General features: G+C 70.0%; 16 protein-coding genes and 1 tRNA gene. 8 read left to right on the top strand and 9 right to left on the bottom strand.

Translation table 11 applies throughout. From position 1 onward, the window contains the following. The first annotated feature begins 56 nt into the window (after positions 1 to 56). The 4 genes from E1285_RS21165 (at position 57) to E1285_RS21150 (ending at position 3,825) form a co-directional block, all read left to right on the top strand. Positions 57 to 674: an RNA polymerase sigma factor gene (locus E1285_RS21165; RefSeq protein WP_347814091.1), complete on the top strand. Its 618-nt coding sequence runs from the start codon at positions 57 to 59 to the stop codon at positions 672 to 674. Then, positions 667 to 1,836: a hypothetical protein gene (locus tag E1285_RS21160; protein WP_132154664.1), complete on the top strand. Its 1,170-nt coding sequence runs from the start codon at positions 667 to 669 to the stop codon at positions 1,834 to 1,836. The genes E1285_RS21165 and E1285_RS21160 overlap by 8 nt, the downstream gene beginning before the upstream one ends. Before the next feature lie 202 nt (positions 1,837 to 2,038). Then, positions 2,039 to 2,602 (top strand): RNA polymerase sigma factor, encoded by a 564-nt coding sequence (locus tag E1285_RS21155; RefSeq protein ID WP_207946706.1) that lies wholly within the window; start codon positions 2,039 to 2,041, stop codon positions 2,600 to 2,602. A 2-nt stretch (positions 2,603 to 2,604) separates the two neighbouring features. After that, positions 2,605 to 3,825 (top strand): CU044_5270 family protein, encoded by a 1,221-nt coding sequence (locus E1285_RS21150; protein WP_132154662.1) that lies wholly within the window; start codon positions 2,605 to 2,607, stop codon positions 3,823 to 3,825. Between the two features lie 95 nt (positions 3,826 to 3,920). Here the strand turns inward: E1285_RS21150 and E1285_RS21145 are convergent, their stop codons facing one another. Together E1285_RS21145 and E1285_RS21140 are read right to left on the bottom strand one after the other, a co-directional pair. Continuing rightward, on the bottom strand, positions 3,921 to 5,477 hold the full coding sequence (locus E1285_RS21145) for a 3-hydroxyacyl-CoA dehydrogenase (RefSeq protein WP_132154660.1): 1,557 nt from the start codon (positions 5,475 to 5,477) through the stop codon (positions 3,921 to 3,923). 221 nt (positions 5,478 to 5,698) lie between these two features. Further along, a complete protein-coding gene (locus E1285_RS21140; RefSeq protein ID WP_207946705.1) occupies positions 5,699 to 5,953 on the bottom strand; it encodes a hypothetical protein in 255 nt (84 codons plus the stop codon). A gap of 172 nt (positions 5,954 to 6,125) precedes the next feature. Here E1285_RS21140 and E1285_RS21135 point away from each other — a divergent pair, with 172 nt between their 5' ends. After that, entirely contained in the window at positions 6,126 to 7,334 is a 1,209-nt protein-coding gene (locus E1285_RS21135; RefSeq protein ID WP_132154658.1) for an acetyl-CoA C-acetyltransferase, read from the top strand. On the opposite strand, the gene E1285_RS21130 is transcribed toward E1285_RS21135, so the two are convergent. The 3 genes from E1285_RS21130 to E1285_RS21120 form a co-directional block, all read right to left on the bottom strand. Then, positions 7,331 to 8,167, bottom strand: coding sequence for a DUF2182 domain-containing protein (locus E1285_RS21130; RefSeq protein WP_207946704.1), 837 nt, complete (start codon positions 8,165 to 8,167; stop codon positions 7,331 to 7,333). The two genes, E1285_RS21135 and E1285_RS21130, sit on opposite strands and share 4 nt — an antisense overlap. Further along, positions 8,164 to 8,814, bottom strand: a complete 651-nt coding sequence (locus E1285_RS21125) for a DUF1326 domain-containing protein (protein ID WP_132154654.1) — start codon at positions 8,812 to 8,814, stop codon at positions 8,164 to 8,166. Before E1285_RS21125 ends, E1285_RS21130 begins: the two co-directional genes overlap by 4 nt. 144 nt (positions 8,815 to 8,958) lie before the next feature. Continuing rightward, on the bottom strand, positions 8,959 to 9,558 hold the full coding sequence (locus E1285_RS21120; RefSeq protein ID WP_132154652.1) for a TIGR03086 family metal-binding protein: 600 nt from the start codon (positions 9,556 to 9,558) through the stop codon (positions 8,959 to 8,961). 318 nt (positions 9,559 to 9,876) lie between these two features. Between E1285_RS21120 and E1285_RS21115 the strand changes: the two genes are divergently transcribed. Together E1285_RS21115 and E1285_RS21110 are read left to right on the top strand one after the other, a co-directional pair. Next, positions 9,877 to 12,033 carry a (Fe-S)-binding protein gene (locus tag E1285_RS21115; protein WP_165966692.1) on the top strand — a complete coding sequence of 719 codons (2,157 nt, stop codon included), beginning with the start codon at positions 9,877 to 9,879 and terminating at the stop codon, positions 12,031 to 12,033. Positions 12,034 to 12,228: 195 nt separating this feature from the next. Further along, positions 12,229 to 12,981: a ZIP family metal transporter gene (locus tag E1285_RS21110; RefSeq protein ID WP_132154650.1), complete on the top strand. Its 753-nt coding sequence runs from the start codon at positions 12,229 to 12,231 to the stop codon at positions 12,979 to 12,981. Between the two features lie 156 nt (positions 12,982 to 13,137). Here E1285_RS21110 and E1285_RS21105 read toward each other — a convergent pair whose 3' ends face one another. The 4 genes from E1285_RS21105 to dcd form a co-directional block, all read right to left on the bottom strand. Beyond that, positions 13,138 to 14,031 (bottom strand): glycine betaine ABC transporter substrate-binding protein, encoded by an 894-nt coding sequence (locus tag E1285_RS21105; protein ID WP_132154648.1) that lies wholly within the window; start codon positions 14,029 to 14,031, stop codon positions 13,138 to 13,140. 55 nt (positions 14,032 to 14,086) lie between these two features. Then, positions 14,087 to 15,046, bottom strand: a complete 960-nt coding sequence (locus E1285_RS21100; RefSeq protein ID WP_132154689.1) for an ABC transporter permease subunit — start codon at positions 15,044 to 15,046, stop codon at positions 14,087 to 14,089. Beyond that, positions 15,036 to 16,286, bottom strand: coding sequence for a glycine betaine/L-proline ABC transporter ATP-binding protein (locus E1285_RS21095; RefSeq protein ID WP_132154646.1), 1,251 nt, complete (start codon positions 16,284 to 16,286; stop codon positions 15,036 to 15,038). Before E1285_RS21095 ends, E1285_RS21100 begins: the two co-directional genes overlap by 11 nt. 202 nt (positions 16,287 to 16,488) lie before the next feature. After that, positions 16,489 to 17,064 carry a dCTP deaminase gene (gene dcd / locus E1285_RS21090; RefSeq protein ID WP_132154644.1) on the bottom strand — a complete coding sequence of 192 codons (576 nt, stop codon included), beginning with the start codon at positions 17,062 to 17,064 and terminating at the stop codon, positions 16,489 to 16,491. Positions 17,065 to 17,143: 79 nt separating this feature from the next. Here dcd and E1285_RS21085 point away from each other — a divergent pair. Then, a tRNA-Gly gene (locus tag E1285_RS21085) sits at positions 17,144 to 17,217 on the top strand. Positions 17,218 to 17,708 lie beyond the last annotated feature (491 nt).

Raw genomic sequence — 17,708 nt, 5'->3', positions numbered from 1 at the left:
CGGGGGATGCGGGTGATACGTGTGCGACCGGCGTCCACGCCACGGAAAGGCACCAGATGACAGGGGAACCCCTCACCGCGGACCCGCCCCGTGGGCCAGACCGGGCGGACGACTCCGCCGTCCTGCGGATGTCCCTGGACGACCCCGAACGCTTCGGCGACATCTTCGACGCCTACTTCGCCGAGATCCACGGGTACGCCGCGAAACGGCTCGGCCCGGACGCCGCGTCCGACATCGCCTCGCAGACGTTCCTGGAGGCGTTTCGCGGCCGGGCCCGCTACGACGCGTCCCGGGCGGCCGTGCGGACCTGGCTGTACGGCATCGCGACGAACGTCATCGGCAAGCACCGGCGCAGCGAGGTCCGCGGGCTGCGTGCCCGTGCGCGGCTCAGCCCCGACCGGCCGTCCGACGGGCCTGCGGACCGGGTGACCGCCCAGGTCAGCGCCCAGGGCCTGCGCGGACGGCTGGCTGGTGCGATCGCCGGGCTACCGGCCGGCGACCGGGACGTGCTGCTGCTCGTCGCGCTCGCCGAGCTGAGCCACGAGGAGGTCGCCGCCGCGCTGGACATCCCGTACGGGACGGTCGGCTCGCGGCTCAGCCGGGCCAGGCGCAAGGTGCGCGAGGCGCTGGGCGGAACGAACCCGATGCGTGATCTGGAGGACGACCATGGATGAGCTGCGGACGGTCAAGGAGGCCTACGGGGAGCCCGCGCCGCCGACGCTGCGCGAGGTGACCGAGGCCCGCGTCCGGATGTTCGGGGAGCCGCCGCCCGGCCGCGCCCGGTTCGGGTGGAGGTTCAAGGCCGGGTTCGGCGTGGTCGTCGCAGGGGCTGCCGCCGCCGTCGCGATCGCGGCGACCGGATCGGGGAGGCCCGCCTCCCCTCCGGCCCCCGTGGACCTGGGTAAGCAGGCCGTCCTGGCGGCGGCGGAACAGGCGGAGGTGCAGCCGACCGGCAACTTCTGGTTCTACCACGGGACCATGGGACGGTCGTTCATCGTCCGGTCCGAGACCGGCGACTACGCGATCGCCGCCGCCCCGGAGGAATACTTCCTGCGGGTCGGGGCCGAGCCCGGCGCGGGCGTGGGCACCTACAACCGGAACCTGCCGTCCAGGCCGCTGACGGCGCAGGACGAGGCGTTGTGGAAGAAGGCCGGGTCGCCGTCGAAGTTCAAGGTCTGGGACGGCGAGCGCCTCTCCACCTACGACCAGAGCGCGACGCGGTGGAGGTTCTGGGAACCCGCTCGTAAGGGCGACGGTGGCTGGGTGGGCGGCAGGACCCTCGAGGAGGCCGAGCGGCTGCCGACCGACCCCGGTGAACTGGCCGACCTGCTGTCCACTGGGCTCTTGCACTTCCACCTCCGGGCTCCGGAGGAGAAGGAGAAGATCAAGAAGGAGCGCGGGATTCCCGAACCACGCTCGGTGACCCCCCTCGACAAGCTCACGGTGGTCGCGGCACTCCTGCGGACCTCGCCCATGCCGCCGACGTTCAGGGCCGGCCTCATGCGGGCGCTCGCCGCGCAGCCCGGGGTGAAGGCGATCGACGGCGTGACCGATCCGCTGGGGCGCGAGGGCGTCGCGCTGGCCGTCGACCTGAAGACCACGCATGTCACCGCCGCGCAGGGCGCGCCCGCCGCGGAACGCGGCGACTACGGCAGCCGCAAGGAGATCGTCTTCGATGAGCGGACCGGGGAGATGCTCGCCGTTCAGACCGTGCTGACGAGGCCCGGCGGCCCCTACCGCGACCGCGAACCCGGATTCGTGATCCGCTTCCGCCTGGCCCTCGACTCGGGATGGACGGACACCAAGCCGAAGCCGCCCGCGAAACCGCCCTTCTAAGCCTTCCAGTCGGGGGTGGGCGCTGCCGTTACCCCCTGGCTGAAGCCGCCTTCCCATGCGATGCCCTCCGCCCCGGCTTGGGGCGGAGGGCATCGTGCGTTAAGGCGGTCGGCGAAAGGGATTCGCAGACGCGACGGAGTACCCGATGATGCCCTTTCCCCCAGAGGAGTGACATGCCCGACGCCAATGTGCGGCCGGCCGCGTGACAGCCGCCGCCGAGATCGACCCCGCCCGGCTCGTCAGCGTTTCCCTGGACGATCCCGAGCGGTTCACTGACGTCTACGACCGGTACTTCCCCGCGATCCACCGGTACGTCGCCGGACGTCTCGGCGCGCAAGCGGCCGACGACGTCGTCGCCGAGACGTTCCTGGCCGCGTTCCGCCGCCGCCGCACCTACGACGCCGCCAAAGGCGCCGTCCTCGCCTGGCTGTACGGCATCGCGACGAACCTGGTCGCGCAGCACCGGCGCGCCGAGACCCGCCGGTACCAGGCGCTCGCCCGCGTCGGTGTCGAACGGGACGCGGACGCCCATGACGACCGCGTCGCCGCCGCCGTGACGGCCGCGCGCATGCAGCCGAGCCTGGCGCGCGCGCTGGCGGGACTGTCGCGTAAGGAACGCGACGTCGTGCTCCTCACGGCGCTCGCTGACCTCACCCACGAGGAGATCGCGACGGTGCTCGGCATCCCCTACGGGACGGTCGGCTCCCGCCTCAACCGCGCTCGCCGGAAGCTGCGGGACGCCCTCACGCAGACGCAAGGAGACTGACCATGGACGAAATGCAGGCCATCGCGGAAATGCTGGAAGAGCCGCCCACCCGGCAGGCCGAGGACGAGGGGCGCCGTCGCCTGCGGCGTGAGATGGAGAACCCGTCCGGCGCGGGAGGCGCCGGGGCACCGTCCCGCCGGTGGCTGAAGACCGGGCTCGGTCTCGCCGCGGCGGGCGCGGCTGCGGCCGTCGTGATCTCGGTGGTCGGGTCGGGGGCGCCCCCCGCGGGCGGAGGTGTCGCGGGGGGCGGCACGCAGGGTCAGGTGGACCTCGGCAGAGAGGCCGTTCTGGTCGCGGCGGAGAACGCGGCGAAGCAGGAGATCGGCGATTACTGGTTCTCCGACGACGTCGGCGGCCAGTCGTACGTCGTGCAGGCCGGCACGGGGTCGTACGTGATGGTCGGTGCGCACATGGAGAGCTTCAGGTGGGCCGGGGCCGAGCCCGGCTCGGCCACGGGCAGCGCCTGGCGCATGATCCCGGCCCGGCCGCAGACGCCGCAGGACGCGGCGGCGTGGAAGAAGGCCGGGTCCCCGAAGAAGATCAGGGTGTGGTCGGGCGACAAGTGGCTCACCCTGAAAACGGGGGAGAAGATGGCGTGGGAGGTCGACCACCTTGACCCTTCGGGTGGTGGCGAGTGGTACGGCCGGATGACCACCGAGGATCTGCAGAACCTGCCGGCCGACCCGGAGAAGCTCACCGAGAGGTTCCTCACCGACGAGGCCCTGCAGTGGCGTGCGCTGGGAGTGCCGTCTCCCGAGAAGCTCAAGGAACACGAGAAGAAGCACGGGCCGCTCCCCGAGCGCGAGTACGACTCCTACTCGAAGCTCAGTGCGGTCGGGGGGCTCATCGGGAACTCGCCGGTTCCGCCGAAGGTGCGGGCCGCGCTCATCCGGGCGGCGACCGTGCTGCCGGGCGTGGAGGCGATCGGTGAGGTCGTCGACCCGCTCGGCCGCAAGGGCGTCGCGCTGGCGTCCGCGAGCAGGACCATCAAGATCACTGGCGAGCCCGGCACACCGCCCGGGCGGCAGGGCACGTACAAGGCCCGCAAGGAACTCGTCTTCGACAAGGAGACCGGCGAGGTGCTGGCCTCGCAGTACGTGCTGACCAAGCCCGGCGGCCCCTACAAGGACCGTGAACCCGGGTTCGTCATCGACTACACGGCGACCCGCGACACGGGCTGGACCGACACCAAGCCGAAGCCGCCCGCCGGACTCCCCTTCTGACCGGGGCTCCCGTCCCCGCCAGGCCCCTCGTCCGCTACCGGGCGGGGGCCTGCGCGCTTCGGGTCGTCCGAAGGAGAAGGCCGCGCCGGAGCCCGTCAGGGGGTGAGGTCGGACGGGGTGGTGCCGGTCTCGGTGAGGGGGAGGCCGAGCGCCGCTCGTTCGGACAGCCAGGTGCTCGGACGGTAACGCGGGTCGCCGGTGGAGGTGTGCAGGCCTTGCAGGATTCTTAGGACGCGGTCGGCCCCGGCGTTCTCGCCCCACTCCAGCGGTCCGCGCGGGTAGTTGAGGCCCAGCCGTACGGCGGTGTCGATGTCCGCGGGACGGGCGAGGCGCTGCTCGGCGATGCCGCAGCCGACGTTCACGATCGACGCGATAAGGCGCTGGGCGACGGGCGCCGGGGCGTCCCTCAGGACGGTGATGGCTCGTCCTGTAGCGGCAAGGGCCGCCAGGCAGGCGCGGCCGGTGTCCTTGTCGAGCGCTGGGTGCACGGTCACGGTGAGACGGGTGAAGAATCCGCCGAACGGGTCAACGCCCAAGGTGCGCTCTAGGGGAAGACCCTCGGCTAGGGCTGTGTCGACGGTGCTCCGCCCCAACGGTGCGACGAGCACGACCGCTTGGCTGGACGGCTCGTCCCCCGACTCGACCTCCACACCGGAAGTCGAAAGCAGCGCCCCAAGCTCTTCACGGACGTCGCCGTGCACCCAGACAGGGCGAGTCTCCACGGACGGGGCAGTGATCTCGGGTGGCTCTTGCTTGGCGCCGTCCACGTACTTGTAGAAGCCCTCGCCTGTCTTGCGGCCGTACAGGCCCGCTTCGACGCGTGCCCGTCCGAGCCTGGACGGGCGGAAGCGCGGCTCCGTGTAGAAGCCCGTCCAGATGGACTCCATCACCGGCTGCGACACGTCCATCCCGGTGAGGTCGAGCAGTTCGCACGGCCCCATTCTCAGGCCGAGGACGTCCCGTGCGATGCGGTCGATGTCGGCGGGTTCGGCGGCCCCCTCGGAGAGGATCTGCAACGCCTCCGTCACCAGGCCGCGCCCAGCGTGGTTGACGAGGAAGCCGGGCGCGTCTGGCGCGAGCACGGGTTCGTGACCGAGGCGCTTCACCAGGTCGGTCAGCGCGTCCGGGATCCACTCGGCCGTGCGCGCACCAGGAATCACCTCGACCAACCGCATCAGCGGCACCGGGTTGAAGAAATGCAGACCCGCCACCCTGGACGGATCGTTCAGTACGGCCCCGATCGCCGTCACCGGCAGCGAACTGGTGTTGGTGGCCAGGATCGTGTGCTCGGGACAGACCTTCTCCAGTGCCGTGAACAGCTCCCGCTTCGTCTCCAGGTCCTCCCGGATGGCCTCGATGACGAGATCGCACTCCTGGAAGGGGGTGAGCGGCTCACCGACCGGGCGCAGCCGCTCCTTCGCCGCCGCCGCGTCGTCCGCGGGCATCCGGCCCTTGGCGACGAGCTTGTCGAACATGGCGGAGATCTGGGTGACCGCGTCCGTCACCGCCTCCAGCCGCACGTCGGCGATCTCCACGGTCACCCCGCCCGCCGCCACGAGCTGCGCGATCCCGCGTCCCATCGCCCCAGCGCCGATCACCCGGACCGTCCGTACGTCCCGCGCCCAGTGCTCGACGCCGCCCTGCTCCACCATGCCGCCTCCTCGCCTCCTCGCGGGGGCCTCCTCGCGGGCGGGGACTGGCTCGTGGGCCGCGCATCGGTGCGCACGGCCGGCCAGGCCGAACCCGGGTCCGGCCTGGTGGCCGGCGTCGCCCGCCGGGGAACTCCCGCGTCCGTCGGCACGATAGCGGGGGACGCCGGCGGGCGACGCTCCCGGTGCCCGCGGCCCGGTGCCCTCGGCCTTGTGGGCTCGGGTTAGTCGTCGCCTCCGTCGTCGTCGTTGCCGCCGTCGTTCCCGTCGTCGTTCCCGTCGTCGTTCTCCTGGTCGTTGCCGCCGCCCCCGTCGTCGTCACCGCCGTCCTCGTCGCCACCGCCGCCGCAGGCGGTCGTCATGACCGCGGTGGCCCCCAGCACCCCGGCCACCGCGACGGCCGCCGGAGCCGAAGCCGGTGTCAGCGCCACCACCGTGGCGATCAATGTCTTGAGCATCTTCATCGTCAGCTTCGCCATCGCGTCCTCCAAGATCCTGATGAGCGGCAACGCCCCCGTGCCTACCCCTGCCGAGGTCCCACCTCACCTTTCTGCGGCGTCCTCCACTGGACGGAAACCCGGCGGCGTCGTCTCCGCGGCCGAGCCGTAACCTTCGGAGTGCGTCGCCGCACCCCGGAGCTGAGGAGCACACATGCGCGAAGCGGTCATCTGCGAGCCGCTGCGTACCCCGATCGGCCGGTTCGGCGGGGTACTGAAGGCCGTCCCGCCCGTCGAGCTCGCCGCCACCGTCATCCGCGCGCTCGTCGAACGCGCCGGGCTGCCCGGCGACGCGATCGACGAGGTGATCCTCGGCCACTGCTACCCCACGGCCGACGCCCCCGCCATCGGACGCGTCGCCGCGCTCGACGCCGGGCTCCCCATCGAGGTCGGCGGCACCCAGATCGACCGGCGCTGCGGGTCCGGGCTCCAGGCCGTCCTGGACGCCGCGATGCAGGTCCAGCTCGGTGTGAGCGACGTGATCATCGCCGGCGGTGCGGAGAGCATGAGCGGCGCGCCGTTCTACACGACGCAGGCGCGCTGGGGCGTCCGCGGCCCGTCCCTCCAACTGCACGACGCGCTCGCGCAGGGCCGCGTCACCGCCGGAGGCGTCAACCATCCGGTGCCGGGCGGGATGTTGGAGACCGCGGAGAACCTGCGCCGCGAGTACGGCATCGGGCGCGAGGAGCAGGACGAGCTGTCCGTGCGTTCCCACCAGCGCGCCGTCGCCGCCCAGAAGTCGGGGACGTTCGCCGAGGAGATCGTCCCGGTGACCGTCCGGTCGCGTAAGGGCGACACGGTCGTCGACACCGACGAGCACCCGCGTCCGGACACGACGGTCGAGGGGCTGGCGAAGCTGCGTCCCGTCCTCGGCAGGTCCGACGACCAGGCCACCGTCACCGCGGGCAACGCCAGCGGCCAGAACGACGCGGCCGCCGCCTGCGTCGTCACCACCCCCGAGCGCGCCGCCGAGCTGGGCCTGCGGCCCCTCGTCCGGCTCGTGTCGTGGGCCCGCGCCGGCGTGCCGCCCCGCACGATGGGCATCGGGCCGGTTCCGGCCACCGCCAAGGCCCTGGAGCGGGCCGGCCTGGCCCTCGCCGACATCGACCTCATCGAGCTGAACGAGGCGTTCGCCGCGCAGGTCCTCGCCGTCACCCGTGAGTGGGACCTCAAGGACGCCGACTGGGACCGCGTCAACGTCAACGGCTCCGGCATCTCCCTCGGTCACCCCGTCGGCGCGACCGGCGCCCGCATCCTCGCGACGCTCGCCCGCGAGATGGAGCGCCGCGAGGTCCGCTACGGCCTCGAGACGATGTGCATCGGCGGCGGCCAGGGCCTCGCCGCGGTCTTCGAGAGGGTCTAGGTCAGGGCGGGCGCCAGGCCGGGGGCGGCGACCAGGACCAGGCCGAGGGCGATCATCGCGCCGCCCAGCGGCCGGCTCACCAGATCCCCGTACCGCCAGACCTTCTCCACGAGGACGACGGCGGCGATGATCCCCATCCAGACAAGGCTCATCATCCCCGCGGCGAGCAGCACGGCCATCAGCGCCCAGCAGCATCCCAGGCAGAAGGCTCCGTGGCGGACGCCGACGAGGAGCGCGCCCGAAGGGCTCGCCGTGATCCGCTCTCCATGGCGGACGACGACGGCGAGCGGTGAACGGCACTGGCGCAGGCATGCCCGCTTCAGCGGGGTGAGCTGGTAGGCGCCCGCGAGCAACAGCACCACGGCGCCCGCGCGCACGGCGGCCGGCGAGCCGCCTGCCGCCACCGTCGACTGGAAGAGCGTGAACAGGCCGTACGCCGCCACCCCCGCGGCCGCCCAGACGGCCAGGTAACCGGCCGTCAGCAGGTACGCCGTCGTGCGCGCCCTGCCCCGCCGGCGCAGCAGCCGGTCGATCCGGACGATCACCGGTGTCACCGCGGGGAGCATCATCGCCGCCATCATCACGAACCAGGTGCCGAGGAACAGCCCCGCGCTCATGGAGTGGTCCATCCGCATCCCCGGCATCCCGTCATCGGCGTGGCCGGGGCGGGCGCCGCCGGTCAGGATCCCGGCGCGCATGCCCGGTGTGGCCAGGTGGTGCACCGCCAGCCACGCGATCACGGAGATGATGACGAGGACCGCGACGAACACGACCTCGTGGGGCGCGGGCCGGGCGGCGGGTCTCCGCTGCCGCGTCCGCACCGGCGCACTCACCCGGGTCCGCTCCAGTCGAACGGGATGTGCTTGCTGGAGCGGCCTTCCCAGTCCCATTCGAACCCGTAGGCGTCGACCTGGTCGGTGAGGGCCCGGCCCCAGGTGGCGACCTGCCCGGGACCGGTTTCGGAACCGGGCGGGTTGATCGTCTGCACCCGTGCCCCCTCGGGGGCCGTGGGGCCGGTGAGGGCCTCGGCCCTCGCCACGACCCGGCCGGGAACCTCCGCGTTCCATGTGGCGAGGTCCTCGTCGACCGAGATCGTGACGGGCGAGTATTCGAGTCCCCGCATCTCGGGACCGAACATCTCCACGAACTGGGCGGGCCAGCCCCCGGCCTCTCCGCCGAAGATCTTCCCGAGCGCTTCGCGCTGGGGATCGTCGGCGCGCTCGTCCATGAAGACGGCCGCGTAGGCGTCGGAGTGCTCGCCCCACGCGTTCCCCACGAATGAGCCCAGCATCACGACGTTGAGGCCGTCGAGTGCGACGTCCCCGTATCGCCCTTCGCGGATGTGCCATGCGAGCACGCCGTCACAGTCCCCGGAGGTGGGAGGCTGCGCGTAGGTGCACGGGCACGGGATGGTGCATTTGCAGACGTCGAACCAGTCGCCGACGACATGCCATTGCGGTGTTGCGGCGGTGTCGGCCATGTCTTCCCCCCTCGGATCCCGCGCCTCCCTGTAATCGTCACAAAACGGGAGATCAGGGGCTAGGCGACTCAGGTAAAACCTCCCACCTCCCGCTGCCCGCTTCTTGCTTCCCGGTGCGCCGGCCCGATCGAGGACTCGCCCAGGTCATCCCTCCGGGGCGGCCCAGGAGGGGTCGCGGCCGGTCAGGGCCATGAGGCGGTCGAGCGGCGAAGCGCCGCCGGGGATCTCGACGGCGGGGCCGAACAGGCCCTCGACGCCCTTGCCGCCGCTCTGCTCGACGGTCGGCGCGACGAAGGCGAGGCAGGCGTCGATCTCGTCCTCGCCGACGTCGTAGGGCTGGCCGCTGGCGCGGGCGACGTCCCAGCCGTGCACGACCAGCTCGTTCATCGCGACATGGCCGGCGTCCTCGCCGGGCAGCTGCAGGCCGCCGGCCTCGGTCATGCCCTGCCAGGCGTCGGGAGAGCGCCAGGCGGCGGCGAGTGCGTCGAGCTGTTCGGGAATGCGGGTGCGCCAGCCCGGCGCCAGGCTGGACGCGTCGGCGGACGGCGGCTGCGACGCCCCGTCCGGGAAGCTCTTCGAGGCGGCCCACGTGAAGGCCTGGGTCAGCCCGCCGACGTGGTCGATGAGGGCGGCGAGCGACATGTCCGCGCACGGCGTCGGCGCGGTGAGCTGGTAGTCGCGGACGCCGGCGAGCAGGCCGGCCATCCGCCGGGCGGCGGGCGTGAGGTCGGGCATCGAGGTCATCTGGGATTCCTCCGTGGGACGAGTGGCGTAGCGGGCCGGGAACGCCGCCGAACGGCTCCCGCCCACTGATACGGACTCGGCAACCTCCCGATACTCATCGAGCCCGATACTCATCGAACACGCGGAATTCATAAGGTGTGGGGGATGACGTAACCCCGAGGCGGTGCACGAATGGGTCTCCGGTTGGCCGTACCGTGAACTGACCTGCGTATGTGACGCATAAGCTACTACCGAGTAGTATTCGGGCCCCGGATGAAGCGCAGTCCGACGCGAGCCCTACGCTGACTGCCATCGCCCGTACCCCAGGAGGACGGAACAGTGTTCTGGATCACGTTGGTCATTGGGCTCGCCGGTACGGCGGTCGCTCTGGCGGTCGCCGGTCGGCGGGTGCTGTTCCTGTACCAGATCGCCAAGAGCGGCCAGCCCGATCCCGAGCGGACGCTGCAGGTCAAGCGTGAGCCCCGGAAGGCCGTCGAGGGCCAGGCCGTGGAGGTCTTCGGGCAGCGCAAGCTGCTGAAGTGGACCGTGGCCGGCGCCGCGCACTTCGCGGTGATGTGGGCGTTCTTCCTGCTGGCGACCGTCTACGGGGAGGCGGGCGTCCAGCTGCTGTTCGGGCTCGACGCGCACATTCCGGGCCTGCAGACCTGGGGTCCGATCGGGTTCGTGCAGGACACGATCGCGCTGGCCGCCCTGGCCGGGCTGATCGTATTCACCGCGATCCGTTTCAAGGACTCGCCCAAGCGGCTCGGCCGCCAGTCGCGGTTCAAGGGCTCGCACCTGTCCGGCGCGTGGATCACACTGTTCATGATCTTCAACGTGATCTGGACGATGTTCTTCTTCCGCGGCGTCGAGGTCGCCCGCGGCAACTTCGGATACAACGGGGCCGCCTACTTCTCGCACCTGACCGGCAACCTGTTCGAGGGCATGAGCGACAGCACCCTGGAGGTCCTGGAGTCGGCCGGGCTGCTGCTGCACATCGGCGTCGCGCTGGTCTTCCTGGTCTTCGTCGTGCACTCCAAGCACCTGCACATCTTCCTGGCCCCGCTGAACGTGATGTTCAAGCGCAGCCCGGACGGCATGGGCGCCGCGCAGCCGATGATGTCGGGCGGCAAGCCGCTCGACTTCGAGGAGGCCGACCCCGACGAGGACACCTTCGGCCGCGGCAAGATCGAGGACTTCACCTGGAAGGGCCTCCTCGACATGGCGACCTGCACCGAGTGCGGCCGCTGCCAGTCGCAGTGCCCCGCCTGGAACACCGGCAAGCCGCTGTCGCCGAAGATGCTCGTGCTTGAGCTGCGTGACCACGCACTCGCCAAGGCGCCCTACATGGTCGCCTCGGACGAGGCGAAGGCGAAGTTCACCGACGAGCAGAAGGCCGCCATGCAGGTGGACAAGGAGCTCGTCGCCGACGACGGCGTCATCCACCCCGACGTGCTGTGGTCGTGCACCAACTGCGGTGCGTGCGTGGAGCAGTGCCCGGTCGACATCGAGCACATCGACCACATCCTGGACATGCGCCGCTTCCAGGTCATGATCGAGTCCTCGTTCCCGTCCGAGGCCGGCGTGATGCTGAAGAACCTGGAGAACAAGGGCAACCCGTGGGGCATGTCGGAGACCAAGCGCCTCGAATGGATCGAGGAGCTGGACTTCGAGGTCGAGGTCGTCGACGACAAGCTGCCCGAGGAGACCGAGTACCTGTTCTGGGTCGGCTGCGCGGGCGCGCTGGAGGACCGGGCCAAGAAGACCACCAAGGCGGTCGCCGAGCTGCTGCACATCGCGGGCGTGAAGTTCGCCGTGCTGGGGCCGATGGAGGCGTGCACCGGTGACCCGGCCCGCCGCCTGGGCATGGAGTTCGTGTTCCAGATGCTCGGCCAGCAGAACGTCGAGACGCTGAACGACGCGGGCGCCAAGAAGATCGTCGCGACCTGCCCGCACTGCTTCAACACCCTGGCCAACGAGTACCCGCAGATCGGCGGGAACTACGAGGTCGTCCACCACACCCAGCTGCTCGCGCACCTGGTCGAGGAGGGCAGGCTCACCCCGGTCACGCCGATCGAGGAGAGCATCACCTACCACGACCCCTGCTTCCTGGGCCGCCACAACAAGGTCTACAAGCAGCCGCGCGACATCATGGCGACCGTCCCCGGCGTCAAGACCCAGGAGATGCACCGGCACAAGGACCGCGGCTTCTGCTGCGGCGCCGGCGGCGCGCGGATGTGGATGGAAGAGCGCATCGGCAAGCGCATCAACACCGAGCGCGTGGACGAGGCGCTGGAGACCAACCCCGACACCGTCTCCACCGCCTGCCCGTTCTGCCTGGTCATGCTGGGCGACGCCATCAACGAGAAGAAGAACGCCGGCGACGCCAAGGAGTCCCTGGAGGTCGTCGACGTCTCCCAGCTCCTGATCCGCTCCATCAAGGGCGAGGCCAACCCGCCCGGCTCGCAGGAGAAGGAGCCCGTCGCCGCCGAATAGCGGACGATGCACGAAAGGAAGGACCCCCGGCCACCGCCATGGCCGGGGGTCCTTCTCGTCGTCCAGGGCCTCGGACAGCGCCGCGGGGGCCGTCGCGGGGCCGCCTCGGGGATGCCGCGCGTCCGCAACGGGCCCGTGCGGCGTTCAGAGCGCCGAGACGGGGTTGCGGTGGGTCCACCCTGGTAGGACCCAGGGATGGCCGTGCTCGTGTCTCTCCTCGCGTTCCTGATGACTCTCGTCGGGGGCCTCGCCGCGATGAAGGTGCGCGACAACCGGCACCTGGTCCTCGGGCTGGCCGGCGGCCTGATGCTCGGGGTCGTCGCGTTCGACCTGATCCCCGAGTCGCTGGAGATGACGCGGCACTCACCGTTCGGCGTCCCCCTGCCCATGATCGGCTTCGCGGCCGGATTCCTGCTGCTCCATGTCGTGGAGCAGGCCGTGGCGATACACCGGGCCCACGAGCACGAGTACGCCCCGCACGTGCACGCCCACGCCCACGGGCAAGGCGGCGGCGGGTCGGCGGGACTGCTCGCCGCGTCCGCGCTGGTCGCGCACAGCCTGATGGACGGCATCAGCATCGGCCTCGGCTTCCAGTCCGGAACCGAGGTGGGGATCTTCGTGGCGCTCGCCGTGATCGCGCACGACTTCGCGGACGGGTTCAACACCGTCACGGCCGCGTCACTGAACCGCGGCGACCGCCGTCCCGCCGTCGCGCTCCTGTTCGCCGACGCCCTCGCCCCGATCGCCGGGGCCGCGCTGGGGACGCTCGTGAAGGTGCCGGACGCCGTCCTCGGGCCGTACCTCGGGCTCTTCGCGGGCGTCCTGCTCTACCTGTCCGCCGCCGAGATCCTGCCCGAGGCGCACAGCGTCCACCCCCGCGTGATGACGCTGGCCGCCACTGGGCTGGGGCTGACCGCGGTCCTGTTCATCGTCGGCCTCGCAGGCTGACGCCAGGACGGCGGAGCGGGCACCGGGAAGGCGGAGTACCGTCCGGACGCCGGGAAGGCGGAGTGCCGTCCGGACGCCCTGACGCCGGGAAGGCAGAGGGCCGTCCGGATGACCGGACGGCCCTCTGCCGCTTGGAACGAACGTCCCCGAAGGGGATCAGCCCGTCAGAGCCTGGACCTCGGGGTTGGTCTTCAACCACTCGGTCACGGCCTGGTCGGGGTTGTCCTTGTGCTTGTTCGTCAGCAGGTCCTCGAGAGTCCCGAGCTGCTCGTCGTTCATCTTGAACTTCTTCAGCCAGCTGGTGACATCCGGCTGGTCCTCGCCGAAGCCCTCACGGGCGACCGTGTAGATGCCGTCAGGCTTGCCCATGGCGCCCTTCGGGTCTTCCAGGTCCCGGATGGGGTACTGCGTGTACGCCAGGTGCGGACGCCACAGCGTGACGATGATGTTCTCCTTGGCGTCCGTCGCCTTCTTCAGCTCGGCGAGCATGGCCGCCGTCGAGGACGTCGTGACCGTGAACTCGTCCTCCAGGCCGTACGCGGGGAGCATCTCCTCCTGCGACACCCGGTACAGGCCGGAGCTCTTCTCGATGCCGACGATCTTGCCGTCGTACTCGCCGCCCTTGCCCTTGAGGTCCTCAAGCGACTTCAGGGGCGAGTACTCCGGCACCGCGATGGTCAGCGGCGCCGAGTCATACCAGGCGCCGACCTTCTCCAGCTTGTCGCCGTACTGCTTCCAGTAGTCCTCGTGGGTGCCGGGCAGCCAGGAGTCGAGGAACAGGTCGACGTCGCCCTTCGACATGCCGGCGTAGAGCGGTCCGGTGTCGAGGGTCTTCACATCGACGGTGTAGCCCTTGTCGGTCAGCAGCTTCTTCCAAAGCGCCGTCACGGTCTCGCCCTCGGCCCAGCCCGAGACCATGCCGATGGTGATGTTCTTGTCGGTCTCTCCGCCGCCGGAGCCGGAGTCGGAGTCGCCGCACGCTACCGCGCCCGCCCCCAGTGTCAGCGAGAGCGCGGCCGCGATGGCCAGACCCTTGAACTTGAAGCGCATTCCCGTCCTTTCGTTGGCTTGCATAGTGAGGGGATAGGGGGGAGCGGGGGGTTCGTCAGCCGACGAGCTCGGGTTCCGGGTCGGCCGTCTTACCGGCCGCCTTGTCCGTCGTCGGGGTGGGGGTCGCGCGGCCGTTCCTGCCGCGCGTGAACAGCATGCGCAGCATGCTGGGGCCGTTTCCGAGGGCACCGGTGAGCCGGTCCAGGTAGATGGCCAGGATCACCACCGCGATGCCGCCCTCGAAGCCCGTGGCGACGTCCACCCGGTTGATGCCCTCCAGCACCACTCCGCCGAGACCGCCGGCGCCGACCATGCCCGCGATGACGACCATCGACAGCGACAGCATGATCAGCTGGTTGATGCCCGCCATGATCGACGGCATCGCGAGCGGAATCTGGATGCGGGTCAGGATCCGGTTCGGCGGCGTGCCGAACGCCTCGCCCGCCTCGACCATCTCCGGGTCGACGCCGCGGATGCCGAGCTCGGTCAGCCGGACCCCCGGCGGCATCGAGAAGATCACCGTCGCGACGACGCCCGGGACCGCCCCGATGCTGAAGAAGAAGATCGCCGGGATCAGATAGACGAACGCCGGCATCGTCTGCATGAAGTCCAGGATCGGACGGACGATACGACTCACCACGTCGTTGCGGGCCGCGGCTATGCCGATGGGGACCGACAAGAACGTCGACACCACCGCCGCCACGATCACCAGGGCGAGGGAGTCCATCGAGTCTTCCCACAGCTCCATGCTGTCGATCAGCGCGAAGCCGAGGATCGTGAACACGCCGAGCTTCCAGCCGCTGATCAGCAGGGCCACCACGGCCAGCAGCAGCGCCAGCACCATCGGCGGCAGGGCCGTCAGCCCGCTCGTCAGTCCCTCGACCGACGAGTCGATCGCCGTCCCGATCCCGTCGAACAGCCACCCCAGGTTGTCGGTGCACCAGGTCACCACGCCGTCGAACCATTCGCCGACCTCGACCCGGGGCAGCTCGATGGCGAGCGTGTTAGTCGTCAACGCCACTGCCCTCCTTCGTCAGTGCCAGCTCCGGTTCGTCGATGACCTCGTCGACATGCGTGTTGATCGCCCCGAGCGCCGCCAGCAGCGTCACCCGCGGGATCACGCCGATCAGCGTCCCGTCCTCGTCCGCGACCGGCACCGGCAGATCGCTCTCGGCGCACCTGATGAACAGGTCCGCGACCGGCGTGTCGGGCGCCACGGGCTCCGGGTCCTCGGGGTCGATGAGACCGTCGAGCTTCTGGACGTTGTCCTGCACCGCGTCCGCGATGACCGTGGCGCGGACCCGACCGACCAGCTTGCGGTCACGGCCGATCACGAACGCCGCAGAGGTCTGCGCCTCCCGCATCGTGCGCAGCGCCGTCCGCGGACCCGTCGTCGACAGCACCGTGACCAGCGGCTTCTCCATGACCGAGGCCGCCGTCAGGACCCTGGTACGGTCCACGTCCGCCACGAACTGCGCGACGTAGTCGTTGGCCGGATCCGTGAGGATCTCCTCGGCCGTACCGATCTGCACGATCCGGCCCTCCCGCATCACCGCGATGCGGTCGCCGATGCGCATGGCCTCGTTCAGGTCGTGGGTGATGAAGACGATCGTCTTGCCGAACTGTCCCTGCAGATCCAGCAGGAGGTCCTGCACCTCACGGCGGATCAGCGGGTCCAGCGCGCTGAACGCCTCGTCCATCAGGATGATGTCGGTGCCCGACGCGAGCGCGCGGGCAAGCCCCACGCGCTGCTTCATTCCGCCGGACAGCTGACCGGGAACCTTGTCCTCCCAGCCTTCGAGACCGACGAGTCCCAGGAACTCTCGGGCCGTCTTCTCTCGTTCCTCCTTCGGAACACCGCGGACCTCGAGCGCATATGCGGCGTTCGCGAGAACCGTCCGGTGGGGGAAGAGCGCGAAGTGCTGGAAGACCATACTGATCTTGTTCTGCCGAATCGTCCGCAACGCCTTCGGCGACATCTTCGCGATGTCCTCGCCATCGATCTCGACGCTCCCGGAGGTGACCCCCAGCAGCCCGTTCAGCGTTCGGATCAGTGTCGACTTCCCGGACCCCGACAGGCCCATGACGACGAAGATCTCGCCCTCCTGGACCTCGAACGTGGCGTCCACCACGGCCGCGGTGACGCCGAGGTCCCGGATCGCTTTCGCGTCGGCTCCCGCCTTGAGTTTCCGTTGTGCCTCGGCCGACTTACGGCCGAAGAGCTTGGTGACGCTTTCCGCGCGGAGTACTGACACGATCTCCTCTCGGGTTCCCACGGCCGGTTGAGGCGCGGAAACGGGTCGCCCTATCCGTCCAGGCGCCCGGACGTGACCACCTCATCCAAAGAGGACGTCAACCAGACGCCAAACCAGTGCGTCGCCCGAAACTACCCGTTCAGAGAACATGTTTCATCTTTCGGTGCGTTTCGTCACGTTGAGGTCACGAATCGAGCACGTCTTACACCTTCGTACGATGGAAGTTCAGGTAGGACCGCGACGGCGTCGGCCCCCGCTGGTCCTGATACCGCGACCCGTGCCGCTCCGTCCCGTACGGGTACTCGGCCGGCGAACTCGTCCGGAACAGGCACATCTGGCCGATCTTCATCCCCGGCCACAGCTTGATCGGCAGCGTCGCCACGTTCGACAACTCCAGCGTCACGTGCCCCGCGAACCCCGGGTCGATCCACCCGGCCGTGGAGTGCGTGAGCAGCCCCAGCCGCCCGAGCGAGCTCTTCCCCTCCAGCCGCGCCGCCAGATCGTCCGGCAGCCCGAACACCTCGTACGTCGAAGCCAGCACGAACTCGCCGGGATGCAGAACGAACGGCTCCTCGGCCTCGACCTCCAGCAGCCGCGTCAGATCCGGCTGCTCCACGGACGGGTCGATGTGCGGATACTTGTGGTTCTCGAACACCCGGAACCACCGGTCCAGCCGGACGTCCACACTGGACGGCTGAACCATCCCCGGCTCATACGGGTCGATCTTCACCCGCCCAGACTCGAGCTCGGCCCTGATGTCACGATCGGAGAGCAGCACGCCAGAAAACTATCCCACCCAACCCGCACCCACGATCCGGTACAGTGACCACAGCATGGCGGCCCCAACCGGCCCCCACGCGGGTGTAGTTCAATGGTAGAACTTCAGCTTCCCAAGCTGACAGCGCGGGTTCGATTCCCGTCACCCGCTCCAACGACGACGGCCCAGGTCACTGACATGTCAATGACTCTGGGCCTGTTCGGTTCATCGGTCACCGTGCCCGCTACGTGCCCGACCCCTTGGCCCCTTTCTTGATCTTCCTGAGCTCTCGCTCGGCCATCTCGTCGAGGGGCGAGGCGATCACGCTCCCGCCGCGCGTGGGTAGACCTGTGCCGCCGCGTGGACAAGTGCCTCATCCGGCTCATCAGCTCAGCTCCGCGTTCCTCCGGGCCGGGCGTAAGTCGCGAGGCGAGGACGAACGCTGCAGGTGAAGTGTGAGAGGGGACGTCTATGCTCCCTTCATGCCGCCTGCTACAGCTGCGCCGTCAGGTTCACCGCACGCCGGGACGCGCGTTAACCTCGGGCTTTCATCAGACGCCGGGCGAGAGTGACCGTTTAGACAAGAAAAGTGCCCCCGAGCTGGGAGGATAGGGCTTGTCGAGAGTCCTGTCCGCACCAGTCCGAAAGCACTTTTCACGTGAAGA

Origin of the sequence: Actinomadura sp. 7K507 (assembly GCF_004348425.1) — a bacterium.
GTDB lineage: Bacteria > Actinomycetota > Actinomycetes > Streptosporangiales > Streptosporangiaceae > Spirillospora.
Note: the sequence above shows the minus strand (reverse complement) of the source record. Positions and strands in the feature narration are given on the sequence as shown.